Raw genomic sequence first — 23,031 nt, forward strand, 5'->3', positions numbered from 1 at the left:
CTCTTAAAGCTCCCTTTCTGTGCATACTGTATACAACCTTTCTATTGCATTCATTTACAAAATGTGTATTATACGGTTGCTCCTGATCTTAATCCTTTTCTATTACTTTTTAACGTAAATCTATAACAGAGGTGCAGAACATGCTTAAAAATGTATTTGACTGGTGCAAACAACACATTGTCATTTTCACCATCATTTCAGTCGTGTTCGTGGTGTTTTTTGGCTTTATCAATATCCAGATTCTCCACATGACTTCAGAACCTGAGTTCTGCCATCTCTGCCACCCGGCGCAGGGCTTTGGCCCACTGGCCGAAGTTGACTCCTGGGAACACTCCGCCCATGGTGACGCCGGAGTTTCCTGTCTCGACTGTCATGGTCGTCCAGGCGTAGTCGGTTACATGAAAGCCAAGATTGGCGGACTTCGTGACACCTATATGCAGCTGACCATTTCCAAGGAAGAGAAGCTCGAAATCCTCTCCAACCCTAGTGAGGACCTGGTTCCCTCATGGCACTGTCTCTACTGTCATTCAGACGAGGGCAACAAGACGGTTCGTGAAACAACCAAGGGGCCGATGAAAGTTGTCAGCATGCGTATGCTTGACGATGTCGTCAACCCTGACTTCCGCGAACGCAAGGGTCTGGCCGACATCATGACCGAAGATTTCGTCGGTGGCACTCATTTCGACCACAGCCTGCACATTGAAGAATTTGACTTGACCTGTCGTGATTGCCACTTCGGCATTGTTCACAACCCGGCGACGGCGACCGACCGCATGAACTTCTGCCTGACGTGTCACGCCGATGCTGGCGATGGTGCCCCTCAGGTTGCCGATTGCGCCGTTTGTCACGAAGCACAAGAAGCAATGAACGTTGGAAGCGGTATCGGGGATCTCGACTTCCCCAGCATGATGTATGGCGAAGCAGCAGATATGACCTGTGTTGATTGCCACACCGGCGTTACCAAGGGAACTTATCGCTCCTCTTCTTCGACCTGCAACGACTGCCATGAAGACGAAGCCTACATCGAGATCTTCAAAGAGTGGGCAGCAGAAACAAAAGCTCGCATCGACATGCTTAAGGAAATGCGCGTCGAGCTCGAGGCTGAGCTTGCCGACGCAGACGCTGCTAAACGTGACACGACTGAAGTCTGGGGAACTTACAGCCAGGCCTTGCGCAACCTCAAGTTTGTTCGTAACGACGGCACCAATGGCGTGCACAACAACGAATATGCGATGGCCATTCTCGAAACTGTTGAAGCCGACTTCAAGAAAGCCTTCACTCAGCTCGATTCCGTCTGGTAAATCGAACTGGTTACTAAAAAAAAGGGCCTTCGCAAATGCGAAGGCCCTTTTTGTAGGATCAATTTGAAGCCACCTCAAACCCGGGAAGCGGTTCTGCTTACCGCTTTTCCACCGCTCCAGGCTGATCTTTTTTATTCCACCGGCCCAGCACAAATGAAGCCAAGGCCGCCACAAGACCGAAGGTAAAAACACTGATCATCAGCGGCATCCCTTTCAACTGTACCATGTCCATCAGAAAAACCTTACCGGCCCCGATCACGATTATCACAACCGCTACATTGCGCAGCTCCTTATTACGTCTCATCAGACTGAACCATAGAAGAACCGCAGCCGTTACGTTAATCAGGACCGACTGTGCACCACCAAAAGCACTGTGCGTTGCCATATGCATAAAATCAAGCGCCTGGTAGAGACCGACCCGCATTGTGAAGAAGCCGCTGAACAAAGCGGCCACAAGCAGGACGCTGGCACCGCGATCATTCTTATTAAGCTTATGCATGAATGATTCACCAGGGGTCGCAGGATGTCGACGCGCCCAGAAATAATGACAGAAGGCAATACTTGCCAGAAGCCCCGAGGATAGAGCACCGACCAGCGAAGGCTTGGTACCGCCAGTCGTCCACAACAGAAAGACCAGTGATGAACAGGCGTACAGTTGCAGCACATACGAAATCAAACGTAAGCCGTGGTTGTTACGTCGAACTGAAATCCAGACCATCGCCACAGCCAGCAGAGCAACCAAAGCTGTGGCAATCACCGCATGACCAATTGCCATAGGAGCGGCAAAAGCCAGGAGCAAACCTCCGGCAAGGGCAAAGGAGGTTGTTCCCAAAGCCCCTCCCTCAGCGCGACCAAGCAACCACCAGCCGACCATCAGGTGAATCAGGGCAGCACACACCGCCACCCAGCCGAAAGCCTGCGGAGTTGTCAGTCCCTGTCCAATAGCATATTTAGCCGCCAGGTAAACCCAGCAAACGTTGAGGACCGGCAAGACAATATCGAACTTCGAGATCTTCCGCTGGACTTTACCCAAAATACCCAGCAGGGCGATACCCGCAAGCACGACGCCCAGGAAACCGATCGAAGGCATCAATCCCTGCACAGAGAACTCAAGGTTTTCAGGACTCAGCTTGCTGAGATAGATGGACAGCTTCAGATCCCATATCTGAATCATGAAAAGAGTCAGGGCAAAAAGTAACCAGCGCAGCCATGAAGCACGCAGAAGACGCGTTGCATAAGTGGCAAAAATATTTGCCAGAGCCATGATAATGACGAGATAAGGGAAAATCGGACTCGGGTAATTGATGGCGAAACTACCGAAACTCATACCGAGGGTTCCAACGAAAACCGGCAAAGCAACATGGTGCATACGACTGATAACGGTTGCTACCAATCCGGTGACCGCCATAACCACGTAAGCCATTTCCGATGGCACTGTGTCGAAGACACGATGAGCCTCCACCACCACACTGCACATGATAATGGTTCCCCAAAGGATATACACCGGCGCCTGAATGCTACGCTCCTTATAGGCAAACCAGCTATACATGATCAGTGCAAAGGCATAGAGCATGCCGAGGAAGGAACCAATCTGCAAATCAATGCTACCACTGTCCGTTGCTGTTCTTAATGCCAGGGCAATTGCAACGATGAAGCTGGTTGTCGCGATCCGCGAAAGGATATAGGACTTATCAACCCAGGAGAGAATCTCTTCAGAGGTTTCGCCCTGCGAGTGAACCTTACGCGCTGTTTTCTTCCTTATGCTTGGCAGCTCGGAGCGCTGCTCTTGGTCCACCTGCAAGCCAGCAACAGTTTCCGACAACGCAGCAAGCTGAGCCTCGAGATCTGCGACACGTTTTTCAAGTTCGACAGGATTTTCCACCACAACACCTCGCATCCAATGAATTGCCACAGCACGGAGTTGAAAGTAGACCAGACTCGTTTAGACTGTTCTAAACCTTGAGACCGCGACAAGAAAGCGCAACGCTAACCAGCTGGGCACAAGACAGTCAAAAAGGCTGGGCGCTTACCCTACAATTTAAGTTTTTCACACAATAGAACAGTATTTTATATGTTTTGATATGTCAAGATTTCCTCGCCTCAGAAGATAAAAAAACTATCACTAACAAATTTTAATGCCCTTAACTTGCAGCTTTGCAGAGCATTACAGAAAAACCACAATTGCTAAATCACGATTTTATTAACGTAGTAAAGATTGACAGGCAAATGAGGTCATGTTAAAAACAAAACTACGTTTTATTGTATTCACTTAAGGGAAAACAACCCATTAGCTAAGGAGAAGCCCGTGAAAAACCATGTTTGGCGACCGCTATTCGTGGTCATTGCCATAGTCATCGGTATCTTGTTGTTCAGAGCATTCTACGTCCCCGCTGATTTTGGTTCCCATGATCAAGGGTACACCTTCGGTTACCACCGGCTAGGCAATGAGCAAGAGTGGAAAGATTATCCAGAAAAGTACAAGGGAAACGACTACTGCAACGAATGTCACGATGACATGATCGAGGAACTCGAGAGTGCAGGACACAGCACAATCCCCTGTGAGAATTGTCATGGCGCAGCATTTGACCATCCTGATGACCCTGAGAAATTATCCATAGACAGAAGTCGGGAGCTTTGTATTCGCTGTCACGCGAAACTCACCATGCCGTCCAGCGGACGGAATGATATTCCTGGCATAGATCCGGCTCAGCACAACAAAGGTGAGGAGTGCAGCGAATGTCACAATCCGCACAATCCGAGCCTGGAGGATATGTGATTATGAAAAGACGTGACTTCTTAAAAAATACCGCTGTTTTTGTTGCAGGCGCATCGGTTTCGGTCTCCGCGCTGGACTTCATAACTCCCAAAGAACTTTTCGCTGCCAATCCACAATTAAAGTGGGGCTTCCTCGTTGACACCCACAAGTGTGTTGGCTGCGGCTTCTGCGTTAAGGCCTGTAAAACTGAAAATGACATTCCCTTCGAAGCCAACGTGACCCGCACCTGGGTTGAGCGCTACGTCATTAAAAAAGATGGCGATGTTGTCATGGATAGCCCGAAAGGAGCCCGTGACGGCTTCACAACCAAATTACTCGATCAGAACCACTCCGGCATGACGCTGGTCCCCGAGAATGAGATCGCCCAGGCCTTTTTTGTGCCAAAGCTCTGCAATCACTGCACGACCCCAGCCTGCGTTCAGGTCTGCCCTGTCGGCGCTACCTACCAGACGGCAGACGGCGTAGTTCTGGTCGATCGATCATGGTGTATCGGCTGCGGCTACTGCATTATGGGCTGCCCTTACGGGGTCCGCTTCTTCCACCCTGTGGAACATGTTGCCGACAAGTGTACCTTTTGTTATCACCGCATCAGCAAGGGAGGCGACACAGCATGCGCTCAAGCCTGCCCCTTTGATGCCCGGCAGATCGGCAACCTTAAAGACCCCAACGATCCGGTCGCACAGGCAGTCTTGAACCAGCGTGTCGGCGTATTGCGTGATGAGTACGGCACCAAGCCTAACGTCTACTACATCGGTCTGAACAAGGAGGTACGCTAGTCATGGTTGAACAAGTTGCCCAAATGGTCGTTCACGGTGAAGCCTGGACCATCAAAGACCTCTTCGTCCTTCCAAACGAATATGTGTACTGGTCCATACAGATCGTTATGTACCCTTACATGACCGGTCTAGTTGCTGGAGCATTTGTCCTCTCGTCGCTCTACCACGTCTTCAATGTCGAAAGACTGAAGGAGATCGCCCGCTATGCTCTGGTCTTCTCCTTTGCCTTATTGCCGGTGGCAATGATGCCCCTGATGTTACACTTGATGCAGCCATTAAGGGGCATTCACGTCCTGATGACGCCACACTTCACATCAGCAATTTCAGCTTTCGGTATTGTCTTTATGACGTATGCCTGCATTGTCGCTGCTGAGATCTGGTTCGTTTACCGCAAGTTCATTGTCGAATCAGTTCACCGTCTCAACAATAAACAGGATCGTAGCGGACTGGAAAGTCTTCTACTGCCTATCTACAAAGTCATTTCACTCGGCGCGATGGACATCTCCAAAGAAGCCCTCGATTCCGACCACAAGGCAGTCAAGTTCCTTGCCGCACTTGGCATTCCGGTTGCGTGCTTCCTTCATGGATATGCCGGATTCATCTTTGGTTCAGTCAAGGCCAACGCCCTCTGGATGACCCCACTCATGCCGGTCATCTTTATCTGTTCCGCAGTTGTTTCCGGGATCGCGCTCTGCATCGTCAGCTACTACATTTTCATGGAGATTCGCAAATGGGCCGCCAAACGGGGTAAAAACTGGCTGCTTCCAGATGCTCTTGCTCAAGGCGGCACAGCGATTCCCGTCGAGCAACTGCGCAGCATTCAAGAGCACGAAGTCAAGATGACATCAAAATACTTACTGATCTTCATGACAGCTGCAATAACCCTTGAAATTCTTGACATGATTTTCCGCGGCTATACTGCGGTCAAGTCGTGGGATGCCCTGCGTATGGTCATCTACGAACATGACTTTATGAAGATTTTCGTCTATCAGTACGGACTTGGCAATTTCCTTCCTTTTTTGCTGTTGCTCGTGCCGGGGCTGTCGACCAGGCGCGCGGTTATCGCCAGCATCCTTGTCCTCTTCGGTGTCTTCATGATGCGTTGGAATGTCGTCATTGGCGGGCAGGCTTTTTCTCTTACCTTTGCTGGCTTCATGGAATACCATCTGCCTATTATTCCACACGACATTGAAACATTTAAGGAGGGATTGGGAGGAATGTTGTCTGTCATTTTTGCACCTTTTATCATTTTCTATTTCCTAAACATGATTTTCCCCGCCTTCATGTCAGACGACGAGGCTCATTGACCCTGGCATCAATATAAAACGCAAAAGGCCGCTCCCTACTTGGGGCGGCCTTTTGCGTTTTCCTTGCGGAATAACTCCTCAGCGCTTTTTTTGCAGCTTTCCTAGTTGAACATCTTCGCGCCGAGGTAAGCAAGTGCCGGCCAGGCAATCAACACGGCCGAGACAAAAGCAAAGACTCCGAGGACGCCCATAACTGCGACGGTGTAACTGGCTTTAACATTACTAACGATATTGGCTGCGCTTCTCATGATATCTCTCCTGGGGAAACTCTCTTTGCTGAGAGTGTTGGTTGTTAAAGTCTGATCCTAGTTAAACAGCTTCGCACCGAGGTAAGCGAGAGCAGGCCAGGCGATCAATACAGCAGAGATAAAAGCAAAGATGCCGAGCATGGCAATGATCAGAACCATGTAACTACTTTTTACGATATCAATAAAATTGCTTTGAGTTTTCATGACGACCTCCTGTCGGTTGGGTTTTAACGTTGCTCCTTACTCTTGATTAAACTTTTAACATTAAATAACTTTCATGTCAACTAACAAATTAAAATAAATTCATTCAACTGCATTAAACTGCTAACCCTGCCTTTTTTCTTGTGCTTTTTAATGCCCTTTGATAAAAACTCTCCAATTAATGTTTTTTATTAATTTAATAAAATTCTCTTTTTTAGTATTCCAGCGGATTTATTTGAACTATTTTTGCCGCTAATCTTGAAGAAACAGGAGCTTTCCATGGGTCAATTTGACATGGTCAAGGACTTCTTCCTTGGCATCAGTCGCAGCCGCATTTCTCTTATCGGTGGAATGATCGTCACCGTAACGACACCCTTTCTGCTTGCTTACATGCTGGCCGACACCGTCTGGCATATAAAAAACCCCTACTTCGGAGCCGCCGTATACCTGGCCCTGGGACCGGTCTTTCTAGGTGGCCTGGCAATGATTTTTGTCGGCGCTTTCTTTTTCCGTGGCGAAAGAGACGTTCATCTTTTCACCTTGCAATACCTGCGCAGATATTTCACAGAGCCGGACATGTTCGGCCGCCTGCGCAGGAATGTCTTTCTGATTGTTCTGCTGACGTCGGTGAACTTTGCCGTATTCAGTATGTTTCTGTACCGGGCTTACCATTACATGGAGTCAACCCAGTTCTGTGGCCAGTTCTGCCACACGGTTATGGCTCCTGAGCATACCGCCTACGAGAATTCACCCCATTCTCGGGTGTCCTGTGTCGAATGTCATATCGGTTCTGGTGCCGACTGGTTTGTAAAGTCGAAGATTTCGGGTGCACGCCAGTTGATTGCCGTAGCCACGGCAACCTACCCGACTCCCATCCAGACTCCGGTCCATGGTCTACGTCCGGCACGTGATACCTGTGAGGAATGTCATCGCCCCGAACTCTTCCATGGCGACAAGCTGAACGTGACCAAGCGCTTCTTGCCTGACGAGCAAAACAGCACGGTCCACGATATTCTACTCATGAAAATAGGCAGCGCTGGCGATCGAGCACAGAGTTCACACGGTATTCACTGGCATGTTGCACCGGAGAATAAGATCACCTACCGGGCAACCGAGCATAACCGCATGGTGATCCCGGAAGTCACATTGACCAAAGCGGATGGCACGACAACCGTATTCCGCACCTCGGACGCGGACGAACTTCTAGCAGGAACGGGAACAGAAGGCGACATGCGCGAGATGGACTGCATCGACTGCCATAACCGTCCGTCACACATTTACCTGTTACCTGACGATGCCATCGACCTCAAGCTTGCCGAAGGAGGCATTCCCCAGGACCTTCCGTACATTAAACAACAAGCACTTGACTTGATCACAGTAGACTACGAAACCTCTGAAGCCGCACGCCAATCTATCACTGAGGGTCTCAACATTTGGTACAAGGAAAAGTATCCACAGTTGATAGCTGAAAAACCGGAGTTACTGGCAAAAGCGATCGAGGGAGTTGTCAAAGCCTATTCCGACAACGTGTTCCCTGAAATGAAGGTAACCTGGGGGACCTATGTCAACCACATCAGTCACGGCCCTGACTTTGACATCGGCTGTTTCCGTTGCCACGACGACATGCACGAAAGCCCGGACGGCAAAACAATTTCAGCAGATTGCAACACCTGCCACACTCTTCTGGCCATCGAAGAGAAGAATCCTCAGATTCTAAAAACCCTGCAGGGAGAGAACCTCTAAAGACACCTCTCAAGAACAAACAAAAAAAGGCAGGCGCGATATCGCGCCTGCCTTTTTTGTTTGTTAATTCTTAGGCCTCAACACACCCGGAGGTCATCACCACGTCGCATGAAAGTCTAGTTCATTTTCAAATCAGACCATGCAAGGCCCCACCGGCAGCACCGAGTTCATCGACGCGCCTTTCAACGGCAGGATCTTCTTCAAGAGGCGGGGCATGGAACGGCTTACTCCTGGCGTCGACCACCAGGCTACCATGACAACCCCAGTGTTTAACCCGGGTAAAAGACTCGATGCCTTCAATATCACTCGCCGGGGCTGAGCGGGTGAAGGCGACCCAGAGCAGGTTATGCAGATTGCGGGCAGAGAATTCGGAGTCGTCGACAATCACCAACAACGGGAAATCATTGATCTCGTCATCGTGTGTGTAAGAGCGACAAAATGCGGTCAGATCTGCAGCTGGAGCACCACGTTCTCCCTGCCAGGTCTCGCCCCGCACGACCAGCAGTCCCGGCGCAGCGACCTGCGGTCTGGAAAAGCCCGCAGGAAGACGTAAGTTGCCGGGGATGGTCGTTGGCAGTGTCCGACGGATCGGCCCGGAAGCGGCCATGACCACCTTTGAACCGGCATTCAGACCATCTCCTGAGTAATCGAGGGTATCGATCGTCGTGCGGGTTTGAAAGTGCAGGTCCCGCCGCCAATCAATCCGTGCCAGAAGTGACTGTAAAAACGCGTCGATATCGTGAATATCCAGCTGCGGTTGGTCGGCTTCGTTAACAATCATCAGGTACTTGGCCAGGGACAGCTGACCTTGACCCAGCAAGGCGTTGGCCTGGGTGAGCAGTTCCTGCGGTTCGGAATTTTCAACGTACGGCAGGTAACGCTCGCTGCCGATAGCAAGCAAGAGAGGGTGAACACCGGCAGCATCGACAGCATGCACAGCGCGAACCCCCGGCACCAGGTCAGGAATAGCGGCCCCCGTCATCTCATGGATCAAGGCTCCGAAAGAGGTGTCTTCCTGAGGCGGTCGTCCCACGGTCGTAAAGGGCCAGATCGCGCCAGGACGATGAAAGACATGAGAGACCTTCATCACCGGGAAATCGTGAGCCAGGCTGTAATAGCCGAGATGGTCGCCGAAAGGGCCCTCCGGACGAGTTTCGCCGGGAAGGATGTGCCCCGACAGACAAAAATCCACTTCTGCGGGAGCAAGCAAACCGTTAGGTGTCTTTACGACCGGCAGACGATGGCCACCGAGTAAGCCGGCAAAAGCCAACTCCGGCATCCCTTCAGGCAACGGCATAACAGCGGCCAGGCTCAGACTCGGAGGGCCGCCGACAAATACATTGACCGGCAACGGTTGCCCCTGCTCCAGAGCGGCCGCGTGGTGGACTCCGATGCCACGGTGGATCTGGTAATGCAAACCGGCTTCATCTTCGGCGTAGTCACCCCCGGAAATCTGCACACGGTACATACCGAGGTTGGAACCACGCCAACCACCTTTATCGGGGTCCTCACTGTAAACCTGCGGCAGAGTTATAAAAGCGCCGCCATCATCAGGCCAAGAAACCAGCTGCGGTAGCTGTGCCAAGGTTGTAGCATGCTGCAGCGCGGGACCACTCGCCGTCGTTTTTGGCAGGAGGTGCCAGGCATGCCGAGCAAGGCCGAGCGATGCACCGAGTTCGCGAAAAGCCACCCCGGGATCGACCTTGATATCGACCAGTCGCTCTATTGCCGGCAAAGTATCCCGAAACAGGTAGCGTGCACGCTCAAGGGTACCAAACAAGTTCCCCAACATCGGGAAATCACAACCCTTGACACAGGTAAAGAGCAAAGCCGGACCACCGGCAGCATAAACCCGACGCTGAATTGCCCCGATTTCCAGAAACGGATCCACTTCAACGTCGATGCGCTTGAGCTGCTCCGTTCTTTCCAGAGCAACAACAGTCTCCTGCAGATTTCGATAACCCATGATGAGTAGATAACCTAAATGAGCTTTGCTTGGGAAAAGTATAAACTGACCATGTCATTGTACCCAGAGTCTTTAGTGAAGACAAAAACTTTCTATAATCATGCAAACAGTGGTTTAAACTGTCTTGTTCACTTATACTTAAATGCAATGAAAAATGAATGGCAGACTCAAATCAACTCGCCCATGGAAGGCGATCTAAAAAAACTGGCCATGCTCGTCTACGCGCTGCAGGCCGCCAGCCTGTTTACCGGAAGTTTGACCCTGTTTGCCGGAGTCATCATCAACTATGTTCGCATGGACGATGTCAAAGGGAGCTGGATCGAAAGCCACTTCCGCTGGCAGACGAGAACCTTCTGGTACTCGCTGGTCTGGATGGTGATCGGTGGCGTGACCGTGATTTTTCTGGTCGGTTGGGCCATTCTGTTGGCGATCTCGATCTGGATGATCTACCGCATAATCAAAGGCTGGGTTTACCTTAGCGAAAACCGGCCTATGCCTTCCTGACACCACTTCTTACCGCAGGTCAAGCAAGCACATCCTAACTACGCAGAGCCAGATCCTGCTTCTCTAGAAGCAGAACCCGGTCGCGGAGTTCTGCCGCCTTTTCAAACTCAAGGTCCGCAGCGGCCTGCAGCATCTCTGCCCGCAAACGTTTTATCTCTACATTCAAGTCTGCCTGAGAGCCATATTCGGCAAGAGCTTCCGCAGCCATGCTTTCCGGCGTTACCTCGGAAGAAAGAAGATCAAGGATCGAACGGAAGGATTTGCGCACCGTCTCCGGGGTGATGCCGTGCTTTTCGTTGTAAAGCAACTGGGTCGTCCGGCGTCTATCGGTCTCATCGAGGCAGGCCTGCATAGAACGGGTGACCTTGTCTGCATACATGATCACCCGCCCGTCGACGTTGCGTGCGGCACGACCACAAGTCTGGATCAAGGAACGGGTGCTGCGCAAGAACCCCTCCTTGTCGGCGTCGAGGATGGCGACCAACTCAACCTCCGGGATGTCCAGCCCTTCCCGCAGCAAGTTTATGCCAACCAGGACATCGAAGACGCCCTGGCGCAGATCGCGAATAATACGAATACGCTCAACAGTGTCGATATCGGAATGCAGGTAGCGGCAGCGGATACCCACTTCATCGAGATAACCGGTCAGGTCCTCTGCCATTCGTTTGGTTAGCGTAGTGACCAGAACCCGGCCCTTTGCTGCAACCACCTGGCGAAGCTCATGGAGCAAATCATCCACCTGGCTGATGGCAGGCCGGATCTCAACCGGAGGGTCGACCAGGCCGGTGGGACGAACAATCTGCTCGACGACCACGCCAGCCGCTTGAGTCAGTTCATAATCCCCGGGAGTTGCTGAGGCATAGACGGTCGGAATCCCTTTATCGCTGAACTCATCAAAAGTCAGAGGCCGGTTATCCAGCGCAGAAGGCAAGCGAAAGCCATACTCAACCAGGGTACTTTTACGGCTGCGGTCGCCGCGATACATGCCACCGATCTGTGATACGGTCACATGGCTTTCATCGATAAAAAGCAAGGCATCGTCGGGGAAGTAGTCAAAAAGAGTGGCCGGCGGTGACCCCTCCTGACGACGATCAAGATAACGTGAATAATTTTCGATCCCCTGACAGAAGCCCATCTCCTCCATCATTTCTATATCAAAAAGGGTGCGCTGCTCTATCCGCTGGGCTTCAATCAGGCGGTTTTGTCCACGCAACAGCTGAATCCGCTCACGCAACTCCTCCTGAATTTCACGAATAGCCTGATCCAGAGTCGGTTTGGTGGCCACATAATGACTGGCAGGAAAAATCGCCGTCGACGGAAGCCGATCAATGACCTTGCCCCGCAATGGATCAATTTCTCTGATTGTTTCTATCTCGTCACCAAAAAACTCAATACGCAGAGCGCGGTCTTCTTCGTAGGCAGGGAAGATTTCCACCGTATCACCGCGAACGCGAAAGGTGCCGCGGTGGAAGTCGACATCATTGCGCGTGTATTGGATATCGATCAGACGACGCAGCAACTGGTTGCGATCGAGCTCCATGCCCTGCTCAAGACGGATCAGAAGGCCGTGATAAGCCTCCGGTGAGCCAAGGCCGTAGATACAGGAAACCGAAGCAACAATTAATACATCGCGCCGGGTCAGCAGACTGCGTGTCGCACTGTGGCGCAGCTTGTCGATCTCTTCATTGATCGAGGAGTCTTTTTCGATAAAAGTGTCAGTGGTGGGAACGTAGGCTTCAGGCTGGTAATAGTCGTAGTAGGAGACGAAATATTCGACGGCATTGTCGGGGAATAGCTCTTTGAACTCGCCATAGAGCTGGGCGGCCAAAGTCTTGTTCGGTGCCAATACCAGCGTTGGTCGCTGCACGGCCATGACAACATTGGCCATGGTGAAGGTTTTGCCCGAACCGGTCACACCGAGCAGGACCTGATGTTGATCACCACTTCGAACCCCGGCAACCAGTTCTTCGATCGCCTGTGGCTGATCTCCCTGTGGCTTGTAATCGGTCTTTAAAACAAATTTGGCCATACTTTAAGACCGAAAGCGCATTGCCCAGGATTAATCAGGAGCCGAGAACGACCTGGAGAATGGTCTTCAACTGCACCTCTTTAACCGGCTTGCGCAAAAACGTGGAGATACCGACTTGCTTGGCTTCGGCGATTTTCGCCTCATCCTCTTCCGAGGAGAGCATGACAATCGGCACAAATTTACAGTTAGGCATCTTCTTTGCGGTTTGCACAAAGGTGATACCGTCCATAACCGGCATGGTCAGATCAGTAATGATCAGATCATAGCGGTTGCTTTCAAGTAACTGGCAGCCCTGTTGACCATTATCAGCTGTGGTTACTTCGTAACCGAGATCAACCAGCATATCATCGAGAATCGCCAGAACCGATGGGGAATCATCGACGATCATTATCTTCTTTGCCATAAAACACTCCAATGCATAAACTTTTACAACTATTTCATTTTCCAGGTCGTACCTTCTGGACCATCGAGCAACTGTATTCCCTTGGCAGCCAGGTCATCGCGAATCTGGTCCGAGCGGGCAAAATCCTTATTCGCCCGGGCATCACGACGTTCCACGATCAGGCTTTCGATCTCTTCGGCGCTCAACCCGGATTCCGCCAGACCTTCCTGGGCGCTCCGCGCCAACCAGGCAGAAGGTTCAGAAACGAACAGACCGAGCACTTCACCGAGACGCAACAGATCGTCACGACCTCGGCCGAGGATTTCCTGCAAACGGCCCTGCGGAGTATTTTCTTCAGCCAAGATGCGATTGATCGCGCGCACGGCGTCAAACATGTGGCCAATTGCCAAAGCCGTATTGAAATCATCATCCATGGCTGCGCGGAATCGCTCTTCGAGCTGAGTCAACCGTGCCACAGGTTCTGCCAGTGACTCAGGAACAGCGCCTTGCGGGACTCCCTTATCAGCCTTGGCCAGGCCTTTGTCGAGCTGTGCCAGCGCTTCATAAAAACGGGTCAGGCCATGACGTGATTCCTCGAGGTTCTGATCAGAGAAATCGATCGGTGATCGGTAATGGGCCGTCAAAATAAAGAACCTGACCACCTCGGCATCATAGCTTTTCAGAATATCGCGAATCGTAAAAAAATTGCCGAGCGACTTGCTCATCTTCTCCTGGTTGACATTGACAAAGCCGTTATGCAGCCAGTATTTGACAAAAGGCTTACCGGAAGCACCCTCTGACTGGGCAATCTCATTCTCGTGATGTGGGAAGATCAGGTCGCGACCGCCACCGTGAATATCAAAAGTCTCGCCGAGCAGGGCCGAACTCATGGCTGAACATTCGATATGCCAACCGGGGCGACCAGACCCCCAAGGCGATTCCCAACTCGGTTCACCGGGCTTGGCTGTCTTCCAGAGAGCAAAATCCATCGGGTTACGCTTCAACTCACCCGGAGCAATCCGCGCCCCGGCCTGCATCTCTTCCATGTTGCGTTTGGAGAGTTTCAGGTAGGAGGGAAACGTGTCGACGCTGTAATAAACATCACCGGCCGACTCGTAGGCCATACCCTTGGCGATCAGGCCTTGAACCAAAGTGATGATCTGCGCTATGTGCTCGGTCGCCTTAGGCTCATGGGTCGGCTTGCGCAAACCCAGGGCCGTCATATCTTCATCAAAGGCCTCGATGAACTCTTCCGAAAGCGCCTGGCTGGTAATGCCGCGCTCATTGGCACGGGCAATAATCTTATCGTCAACGTCCGTGTAGTTACGAACGTAAGTCACATCATAATTGCGGTACTGCAGGTAGCGGTAAACGATATCGAAAACGATGTTGGCCCTGGCGTGACCGATATGACAGTAATCGTAGACCGTCACCCCACAGACATACATCCCCACCTTATTAGGCACAAGTGGCTGGAATTCTTCTTTTTTACCTGACAATGTATTGTAAACACGCAAGGACATAGGCTCTTCTCCGAAATCTAGTCACTCTTGCTTGAGAGTGCCCGCATTTCATATCACAGAACCGGCTACAGGAAAAGGGCTCTGCTAACGAGCGAACAAACCTGTAACAACTTCAGCAATATGTTGCAGCGGCAAGACCTGGGTTGCGGCGCCACGAGCGATCGCCGCCTTCGGCATACCAAAAACGGCACAACTGGTTTCATCCTGGGCGATCGTGTAGGACCCTTGCTGGTACATCGAGGCCAACCCTTCCGCACCATCGGTACCCATTCCCGTCAACAAAACCGCCACAGTTTCTTCGGCCAGTCCCTGTGCTGCCAAAGAAAGGAACATGGCATCGACAGCAGGGCGACAATTATTCAACGGTGGCGAGTCCTGCAACACAATCCGATTTGCACGAACAGTCAGATGTCGCTGGTTCGGAGCCACCAGAACCGTTCCGGAAGTCAGCGCACTGCCGCTTTCTGCCATGCGCACCGGAAGAACCGTTTCGCGATCCAACCAATCGGCAAAGCCGGGCGCAAAGCCATCGGCAATGTGCTGGACAATCAGAATGCTGGCGTCGAAGTCTTCAGGAAGTTCCTGCAGCAGTTGCAGGATCGCCTTCGGGCCGCCGGTCGAGGCTCCGATGGCCAGGAGACGACGGGGCCCTGTGGACGAAACCACCTGTGGCGGCTCCAACTTCGGTCGCTGCGCACGGTAGTGGTGAATCACCCTGATGCGGCTGAGACTTTTCACCTTGCTGATCAACTGTTCCGCAATCCGTGAAAAAGCCTCTGTTACAACACCGGTCGGTTTCTCCATAATATCGAGGGCACCGAGTTTGATCGCGGCAAAAGCGCTGCCGCTGTCATGCGGATCGGTGTTGGCTGAAAGCATCAGAATCGGTGTTGGCGTTGCCGCCATGATTTTCGCCACCGCTTCCAGCCCGTTCATGACCGGCATCATCACATCCATGAGGACCAGATCAGGCTTGAGTCTGGCAGTCTCTTCCACCGCCGCAAGACCGTCACACACCTCGGCAACAACCTCAACAACAGGATCCTGACTCAGCAGGTCCCTCAGGACCACCCGGACCAGTTCGGAATCATCGGCTATTATAATTCGTATCATGGGATTCTCAAGAGATCAGTGTTTCAACAGTTTCGAGCAGGATTCCCTGCTGGAAATTACCCTTGACAATATATGCCTGGGCACCAGCCTCCATACCTAGACGGCGATGTTCGTCAGACGCCAGGGAAGAGACGATAATCACCGGCATATCCCTGCTGTCTTCACGCTGACGAACCCTTTTGGTCAGTTCAAACCCGCTCATCCCGGGCATCTCAACATCGCTGACCATGAGATCAAAGCGCCCGGTCTCCAGCTTTTCGAGAGCATCGAAGCCAGAAACTGCGATCACAACTTCATAATGATTTGCTTCCAGGATATTTTTCTCCATGGTGCGGGTGGTAATTGAATCATCCACGACCAGAACCCGTCCCCGCAGGGCATTTTGCTGTGCTTTTTCATAGGCCTGCCGCAGTTGCAATTTCTGCCGCCCCTGATTGGCGGCAAACAGGTCCGCAACGGAAAGAATCAAAGCAGGATTGCCGTCACCAAGGATCGTTGAGCCGGAGAAATAATCAAGGCTCTTTAACTGGCAACCGAGATCTTTAACGACAACATCCTGCAAACCCAGCGTACGATCAACCAACAGGGCCATCCCTTGTTCACGAAAGCTCAGGACCAGAACGGTCAACCGATCGCTGACCCGGGTGGACGTATCCACCTCGAGAAGACGCGACAGGCTGCTCAAGGGAATAGACGTCTCTCTGAGCCGAATAACTTCACGACCCATCTCTTCAAGAACATCCCGCGGCGAAACACGCAAGACTTCGGCAACATAGTGCTGCGGAAAGACGTAAGTCTCACCACAACACTCCACCAACAAACCGGTGAAGATGGCCATACTCAAAGGCAGTCTCAGCAACAACTCGGTTCCGGAACCCACCTCTGAATGCAAGGTGAGGTTACCTTTAATCTGGTCCAGGTTGGATTTGACAACATCGAGGCCGACGCCACGCCCGGACACATCGGTAATAAACTCACGGGTAGAAAAGCCTGGCTCAAAGACCAGATAAATAACCGCCTCATCAGACATTGCGGCCGCATCAGCAGCAGAAAGAAGGCCACGCTTAATCGCTGTATCGCGAATTTTTTCAGGGTTCAAGCCCTGGCCATCGTCACGTATCGCAATCTGGACAAAGCTTCCCTCATAGCGAGCCTCAAGACTGATCTGTCCGGCCTTGAGCTTGCCCAAGCGAACCCTTGTCTCGGGTTCTTCAATGCCATGATCGATGGCATTGTTGAGGACATGCAACAAAATCGGCTTAACCGCTTCAAGCATGTTCCGGTCGAGCTCAACCTCCTGACCATTAACTGTGAAGTTCACTTCTTTTTTAAGGTTTCGAGCCAGGTTGCGTAGCGAGCGCTCAAAGTCATCCGTTATCGTTGCCAGCGGTAGCAGACGTAATTCCATGGTGCGCTGGTAAACATCTTCCGCCTGGTAACCCAGCTGTAACCGGTCGCGCTCAAAATCATTGATCAGGGCCACCATGTTAGCTCGCAGGGACTGCAGCGACCCATCATAGCTCGCCTGCAGGCCGCCCATGGAGCTGTCCAACTCCTGCAAGAGCGTTGTCATCTGCGCCTGGCGGGCAGTCATCGCTTTCTGGCTGAGGAGGATTTCCCCCATGCGATTGACCAACTGATCAAGCCTTTCCACGCTGGCCCGTACCGAAGTCCGACGTTCCGTCCCCTGGTAAGCAGGGGCGTTGGTTTCATCCTGCGCGGCATCGAGCGCCCCCGACTCGAGAGCCTTGACCACCGTATCAACATTCACGCTGATGCCACCACTTGACTGCGCTTGTGCCATCAAGGCCTCAATGGCATCGGTCGCGACCAGCAGCACATCAACCAGGTCAGAACTGAGCTCCTGTTCACCACTCTGCAGATTTTTAAGCAGATCCTCCAGGCGATGAGCGACACCGGCGAGTTCGACCAGGTCAACCATATTGGCCGAGCCCTTGAGCGTATGCGCACTTCGCAACAGCTCGTTAAGCTGCTCCTCGCTCATCCCCACTTTTTCCAGAGAGAGAATCCCCTTGCGCAACGACTCAAGATGTTCTTCCGCTTCGCGGATGAATATGTCGACGTACTTACTTTTTTTCATTCGACTCACATGGCTGAACTCATGAAAAGGACCATTCAGGCTCAGTCCATCTGGTAACCGATCCGGAACGCACCCCAATGCTTACCCTTGACATAAACCGGAGCGCTGATGTCGAGCATTTTTTCGCCGGTATCACGCTCGTAGGGCTGGGTCAGCAAGCCCTTCTGGTTGCGAGCCGCCTTGATCCCTACGTCGTGGTCGAATATCCGTTTGGTACGGTTGCCAACCAGGTCGGTCTTGTAATCACCGGTCAGCGGTTGGGTATACTTGCTGTTATGGGTCGGTAGGTAACCATTACGATCTACGAGCACTGCAAAAGCCACCATCTCATTGTTTAAAAATTGATCCTGGTAAGCCTTGATCGTCTCATCCATATAGCTGTCATAGCAGGTATGATATTTCTTCGGGTCGGTATCAGGAATCAGCTGATAATTCTCGTCAAAAAGATCCTCCATTGTGAATCGACCCCGCTCCACAGCCTCTGTCAGCACACGCTCCATCTGCTTGGAGCCAGCAATTGCTGCGGCCTCGCCTTTTGACTGCAGGTTTTCATCAACCAGGTCCTGCAGCCGTTCAGCCAGAGCCGTCAGCTCGGCAATCGACTGTGTTGTCTCTTGCGAGCTCGTCGCCACCTGCACAGCAACATCCCGAACCTCGACGATCGTTTCTGTCATCTGCTCGCTGGCCGTGGTCTGCTGTTGGGTCATCAGTTTGATCTCGCTCGCGGCACTGGTCGTCTCGACCACGGCACTGGTAATCTTTTCCAGCGCCTCAGAGATATTCACCACCAGGCTGCTCGCCGCATCGACACCTTTCGAGCCCTCTTCGGTTAACATGATCGTGCTGTTGGTCGCCTGCTGGATCTGCACGATCAGCGCCTTGACCTGGTTGGTGGCGTCTGCAGTGCGATCTGCCAAGCGTCGAACCTCGTTGGCGACGATCGAAAAGCGTTTGCCAGCCTCTCCAGCCCCGGCCGCTTCAATCGCCGCGTTGAGCGACAAGAGATTGGTCTGGTCTGAGATCTCATCGATGATATCGATGATGCCGCCAATCTTCTGGGAATTCTCGCCAAGCTCCAGCATCGCTTCGGCGATCGACTGTACCTGGCCTTTCAGCTGAGTCATACCCTCCACGGCTGTAGACACCGCCTCCTGACCTTCGGTGCTTGAAACCGTGGCATTATCAGCCAAAGATTCCACGCGCCCGGCATTATCAGAAACCTGCTTTGCGGTCGCCGCAATTTCTTCTGAAGTTGTCGTCGCCTGCTGCACTGCAGTGGCCTGTTGCGTCGAACCGGCAGACTGCTGGGCCGAAATCGCCATCAATTCATTGGCGCTGGTCGAAAGCTGCTGGATCGCCTCTTTGACACTCACAACAATGCGATTGCTCTTGTCGATTTCACCCTGCAGGTTTTTGACAATCACCTGGGTCATATTGTTGAAGGCCCCAGCCAACTGGCCGACTTCATCATTTGACGCCACGGTGATCCGCTCTTCCAGGCTGCCTTCAGTGATTCGCTCTGCAGCTCGGGTCAGATCCTTCAAGGGGCGCATCATCCGCGAGACAACCAACAGACAGGTCCCCGAAGCAAAGAGTAAAACCAGCAACATTGAGATAGCGACGGTGTCACGCAGTTCAACAATGGCCGCTTCTGTCTGCTTCATCGAGAAGCCAATCCTGAAACCGCCCCAGTGCTTGCCACGGACATAAACCGGTGCCGAGACATCCCACATCGTTTCGCCCGTATCACGCTTGTAAACCTGGCGCAGGTAACCATTTCCATCTTCATTGTTGTACTGCCCGGCTGCCAAGCCTACCGGATCGTTAAAAATACGCTTGGTTCGATTGCCGACTATGTCAACGTCGGCATTACCGGTCAGAGGTTTTGAGTACTTGCTGTTGTGTGTCGGCAGGTAACCGTTGCGGTCAACCAGAACGGCAAACACCACCATCGGATCTGAGGCGGCAAAGGTATCCTGAAAGTCCTTGATCGTCAGATCCAGATAAAGATCGTAGGCCGTATGGTATTTCGGTATGGAAGAACCAGAGAGGGGCCCCTCTGTAATCTCCTGGTAATCCGTATCAAAGAGCTGCTCTTCAAAAAACTGACCACTCGATAAAGACTGTTCCAGCACACCTTCCAGAGCCTTGGCACCAATTCTGGCCAGAGAGCTGGCTTTAACCAGAAGCTCTTCGCGCAGGACCTTCGATCGCTGTTCGACAATCAGATAAGTCGATATCACCATGATTACGGTCAATACGCAGATCAGTGCCAACACAATTTTTACGCTGATTCGATTCATTAATCTCGCCTTTCCATCTATAAAGCTGGTTCGCTACTCGCGTCAGGTCAGCTGTTACTTATCGTCCTGTTGCTTCTGATCAACAACCAATTCCGGGCGCGCCATGAGCCCCCCCAGATCGATAAGAACCAGGACATCCTCGTTCTCAACAAGTTTTCCCAAAATAAGATCACGGGCTCCGGCCCCACTGCCCTCGGCCAAAGCTTCAACCTGCTCTTCATCGACGCCGGTTAAACCCTCGACGCCCTCTACCAGCAGGGCCGTTTTGAGTGCCCCCACCTCTACAACAACCAGGCGAAAATCATCCCGGACCGACTGGCGGCCCAGACCAAGCAAAGGACACATATCGGTCACTGCAACAATCTCACCTCGCAGACTGAAGATCCCACAGAGGTGCTCCGGCAAACGCGGCACATGCACCAAACGCGGCAACTTGAGGACCTCACGACAGTTTGCCGCTGGTAACCCGTAGCGTTTATTGCCACAGCGCACTATGAGATATTCGGTGACTACAGCCCCGGCACCCTCTTCTTCAGCCTCAAGGTTACGCCAGTAATCAGCGCGCATTTCCTGGAGGATTTGCTCGATTTCGTAACCGTGATTTTCATCCATGTGCGACCCACTCCAAGCAAAGGGCAAGAAGACTTTAAACAATCAAGTTAAAGGGCAGAATATAACGATGTTTCAGTTTTGTCAAACATAGCTAAGTTAAGCCAGATTAAGCTTTTTATCGAGAGTCAAAAAGGGCTAAGCTGGCATATCCACGGCTTTTATTAAACGCTGTTTAATTGTTTACAGGGGGAGGAAACAGACAGGACAACAAAAACTTCTGGACGCAGGCGGGAAAGAGCGGAAGACTAGAGATCGAGAGCCTCAGCCAGCTCCCTGCGGACGACCTCGAGAAAGACCCCCCTGGAAAGCCCGCCGGAGAAGGGGATGCTTGCCTGGTCTGCAGCCTGCTCGAGAATGCGCAGGGTGTTGCGCAATGAGCGCCGCTTCTTCTCTTTCTGCGCCAAACGATCGTGAACCTTGGCAGAGAGATAATGGGCCATGACAAAGGCGGGTTCAAGCCAGAGGACCTTCTGGTATTCGACTAGCGCGCGCTCAAGGAAGCCTTCCATATCGAGAATCAGGCCACGCAGTAAGTAGGCTTCCGGCAACAGGTCGTCTTCTTTGATGGCCCGGGCACAATAGAGCCGAGCGTCATCATACTTTCCCTGGTTGGCTAACAACAGGCCTTTCCCGACCAAGCCTTTCGGGTGAGTCGGTTCTATTTCCAGGAGTTGTTCAAAGAACCGTAGCGACTCGGAAAACTTCTCACGATCGAAGGCCGACAACGCCTCCAGGTAGAGCGTCTCAGGGTCGCACGCTAAAGCCCCTGGCTTTTCTTCAGACTGGCGCTGCTCCGCTTTAGAGCCAATTAAAGGAGGCGAACGCTTGACCTTTACCGGCTTAACGAGAGCAGGCTTGCCGCGCTGCTTCGCACCTGAGGAAGCTTTTGCGACCGTTCCTTCTAACCCAATCGGGTCTTTACGTTGGTAAAAAAAGGCATTGTTCTGATGATGTCGCCGGAAGCGGTCGGAAACATTCTGCATTGTCTCCGCATGCCCCAGAAAAAGGTACCCCTGAGGACTGAGAGCCTGACTGAACTTGGCAACAATTTGACGAATTGTTTCAAGCTCGAAATAAATCAAGACATTACGGCAAGACAACAGATCAATCTCACCGGAGCCATCGGCAGCGGCAGGGAAAGAAGCTGTCTGCAGATTGAGATAATCGAATCGCACCATTCGCCTGACCCGTAGAGACAGGAGATAATGCTTGTCCAATTTCTCAAAGTACCTCTCGCGCAGAGAGTCCTCCACCATGCGCAGCGAACGTTCGCCATAAACTCCCTCACGAGCGAGGCGCAGTGAGCGCTTGTTGATATCGGTCGCCAGGATCTGAACATCCCAACTGATCAAATCAGGAAAGTTTTCAAGCAGAAGGATTGCCAGAGAGTAAGGTTCTTCTCCGGTTGAGCACCCTGCCGACCAAATGCGCAGCTTACGTTGAGTTTTGTTCGCTTCAAGAAGCTTCGGGATGACATAGCGAATGAGTGCTTCACGATGGGAACGATAGCGAAAAAAGGATGTTTCACCAACGGTCAGCAGACCGATCAGCTTGTTAACTTCGTCATAATTATCGGGTGTAGCCGTCAGGTAGCTGAAATAAGCCGGCAAAGACTCCATACGCAGGGCCTGAATGCGACGCATCAGACCACGCTCCAGGATGCGCTGGTTGTGCTGTTTGAAATGCAGGCCACTATGCTCAAGGAGAAACTTTTTCATAGCCGTCAATTCAGGCTCGGCGAAAGACACTTGTGTCAGGTACTTACGGCTGTCAGAGAGGCGCTTCAGACAAACAGCCATGCGTTCCCGGTCAAAGGGACGAGCCTGGAAGTCAAAAACATCCAGCATTTCATATTCGAGGCTGGCGTCATCACTAACAACAATGATCGGCACCTGTTTCAGGTGCCGATGACTTTCAACCCTTTTAAAAATCTCCATCCCGGAGCCCTCATAACGGGCCATGCCGAGGACGATCAGGTCTGGCTGATAGGCAGTAAGAGCATGGGTCGACACACTCCTGGCAGGGCTGCAGGTCACCTCGTGGCCGTCATCACTCAACCAACTTCGTAGCTCCTGGCAAAGCTCCATGGCATCGTCTATGACATATATTTTCAGGCAACTCGGCATATGATGGGTCCAGGACCTTT

18 protein-coding genes are annotated in these 23,031 nt (G+C 52.1%); 6 read left to right on the plus strand and 12 right to left on the minus strand.

The genetic code is table 11. The annotated features are described in order from the left end of the window. The first annotated feature begins 140 nt into the window (after nucleotides 1-140). On the plus strand, nucleotides 141-1,301 hold the full coding sequence (locus P9J64_14170; protein MDG5469472.1) for a NapC/NirT family cytochrome c: 1,161 nt from the start codon (nucleotides 141-143) through the stop codon (nucleotides 1,299-1,301). A 97-nt stretch (nucleotides 1,302-1,398) separates the two neighbouring features. On the opposite strand, the gene P9J64_14175 is transcribed toward P9J64_14170, so the two are convergent. After that, complete coding sequence (locus P9J64_14175) at nucleotides 1,399-3,213, minus strand: DUF2339 domain-containing protein (GenBank protein ID MDG5469473.1); 1,815 nt, start codon at nucleotides 3,211-3,213, stop codon at nucleotides 1,399-1,401. Between the two features lie 393 nt (nucleotides 3,214-3,606). On the opposite strand from P9J64_14175, the gene P9J64_14180 reads away from it, so the two are divergent. From P9J64_14180 to nrfD, 3 genes are read left to right on the plus strand one after another with little or no spacing between them, the layout of a single operon-like run. Continuing rightward, nucleotides 3,607-4,077, plus strand: a complete 471-nt coding sequence (locus tag P9J64_14180) for a cytochrome c3 family protein (GenBank protein ID MDG5469474.1) — start codon at nucleotides 3,607-3,609, stop codon at nucleotides 4,075-4,077. A gap of 2 nt (nucleotides 4,078-4,079) precedes the next feature. Continuing rightward, a complete protein-coding gene (locus tag P9J64_14185) occupies nucleotides 4,080-4,853 on the plus strand; it encodes a 4Fe-4S dicluster domain-containing protein (GenBank protein MDG5469475.1) in 774 nt (257 codons plus the stop codon). A gap of 2 nt (nucleotides 4,854-4,855) precedes the next feature. Then, nucleotides 4,856-6,160, plus strand: a complete 1,305-nt coding sequence (gene nrfD / locus P9J64_14190) for a polysulfide reductase NrfD (GenBank protein MDG5469476.1) — start codon at nucleotides 4,856-4,858, stop codon at nucleotides 6,158-6,160. Between the two features lie 101 nt (nucleotides 6,161-6,261). Here nrfD and P9J64_14195 read toward each other — a convergent pair whose 3' ends face one another. Together P9J64_14195 and P9J64_14200 are read right to left on the minus strand one after the other, a co-directional pair. Continuing rightward, nucleotides 6,262-6,408, minus strand: coding sequence for a hypothetical protein (locus tag P9J64_14195; GenBank protein ID MDG5469477.1), 147 nt, complete (start codon nucleotides 6,406-6,408; stop codon nucleotides 6,262-6,264). Nucleotides 6,409-6,465: 57 nt separating this feature from the next. Beyond that, a complete protein-coding gene (locus P9J64_14200) occupies nucleotides 6,466-6,612 on the minus strand; it encodes a hypothetical protein (GenBank protein ID MDG5469478.1) in 147 nt (48 codons plus the stop codon). Between the two features lie 276 nt (nucleotides 6,613-6,888). Here P9J64_14200 and P9J64_14205 point away from each other — a divergent pair, with 276 nt between their 5' ends. After that, entirely contained in the window at nucleotides 6,889-8,352 is a 1,464-nt protein-coding gene (locus tag P9J64_14205; protein MDG5469479.1) for a cytochrome C, read from the plus strand. A gap of 127 nt (nucleotides 8,353-8,479) precedes the next feature. Here the strand turns inward: P9J64_14205 and P9J64_14210 are convergent, their stop codons facing one another. Next, nucleotides 8,480-10,318, minus strand: a complete 1,839-nt coding sequence (locus P9J64_14210; GenBank protein ID MDG5469480.1) for a UbiD family decarboxylase — start codon at nucleotides 10,316-10,318, stop codon at nucleotides 8,480-8,482. A 147-nt stretch (nucleotides 10,319-10,465) separates the two neighbouring features. On the opposite strand from P9J64_14210, the gene P9J64_14215 reads away from it, so the two are divergent. After that, nucleotides 10,466-10,822, plus strand: a complete 357-nt coding sequence (locus P9J64_14215; GenBank protein MDG5469481.1) for a hypothetical protein — start codon at nucleotides 10,466-10,468, stop codon at nucleotides 10,820-10,822. A gap of 34 nt (nucleotides 10,823-10,856) precedes the next feature. Here P9J64_14215 and uvrB read toward each other — a convergent pair whose 3' ends face one another. The 8 genes from uvrB to P9J64_14255 all read right to left on the minus strand — a co-directional run bounded on the left by uvrB (nucleotide 10,857) and on the right by P9J64_14255 (nucleotide 23,011). After that, nucleotides 10,857-12,851 carry an excinuclease ABC subunit UvrB gene (uvrB, locus tag P9J64_14220; protein MDG5469482.1) on the minus strand — a complete coding sequence of 665 codons (1,995 nt, stop codon included), beginning with the start codon at nucleotides 12,849-12,851 and terminating at the stop codon, nucleotides 10,857-10,859. Between the two features lie 34 nt (nucleotides 12,852-12,885). After that, the gene (locus P9J64_14225) at nucleotides 12,886-13,254 is read right to left on the minus strand and encodes a response regulator (GenBank protein MDG5469483.1); all 369 of its coding nucleotides are present in this window, start codon (nucleotides 13,252-13,254) and stop codon (nucleotides 12,886-12,888) included. 29 nt (nucleotides 13,255-13,283) lie between these two features. After that, nucleotides 13,284-14,756, minus strand: a complete 1,473-nt coding sequence (cysS, locus tag P9J64_14230; GenBank protein ID MDG5469484.1) for a cysteine--tRNA ligase — start codon at nucleotides 14,754-14,756, stop codon at nucleotides 13,284-13,286. Between the two features lie 84 nt (nucleotides 14,757-14,840). Next, the gene (gene cheB / locus P9J64_14235) at nucleotides 14,841-15,869 is read right to left on the minus strand and encodes a chemotaxis-specific protein-glutamate methyltransferase CheB (GenBank protein MDG5469485.1); all 1,029 of its coding nucleotides are present in this window, start codon (nucleotides 15,867-15,869) and stop codon (nucleotides 14,841-14,843) included. Nucleotides 15,870-15,876: 7 nt separating this feature from the next. Continuing rightward, nucleotides 15,877-17,970 (minus strand): hybrid sensor histidine kinase/response regulator, encoded by a 2,094-nt coding sequence (locus tag P9J64_14240; protein MDG5469486.1) that lies wholly within the window; start codon nucleotides 17,968-17,970, stop codon nucleotides 15,877-15,879. Nucleotides 17,971-18,011: 41 nt separating this feature from the next. Then, on the minus strand, nucleotides 18,012-20,273 hold the full coding sequence (locus P9J64_14245) for a methyl-accepting chemotaxis protein (protein ID MDG5469487.1): 2,262 nt from the start codon (nucleotides 20,271-20,273) through the stop codon (nucleotides 18,012-18,014). Nucleotides 20,274-20,327: 54 nt separating this feature from the next. Then, a complete protein-coding gene (locus P9J64_14250; protein ID MDG5469488.1) occupies nucleotides 20,328-20,885 on the minus strand; it encodes a chemotaxis protein CheW in 558 nt (185 codons plus the stop codon). A 245-nt stretch (nucleotides 20,886-21,130) separates the two neighbouring features. After that, complete coding sequence (locus P9J64_14255) at nucleotides 21,131-23,011, minus strand: CheR family methyltransferase (protein ID MDG5469489.1); 1,881 nt, start codon at nucleotides 23,009-23,011, stop codon at nucleotides 21,131-21,133. Nucleotides 23,012-23,031 lie beyond the last annotated feature (20 nt).

The sequence above is a fragment of the Deltaproteobacteria bacterium IMCC39524 genome, from assembly GCA_029667085.1.
Classification (GTDB): Bacteria; Desulfobacterota; Desulfuromonadia; order Desulfuromonadales; family BM103; genus M0040.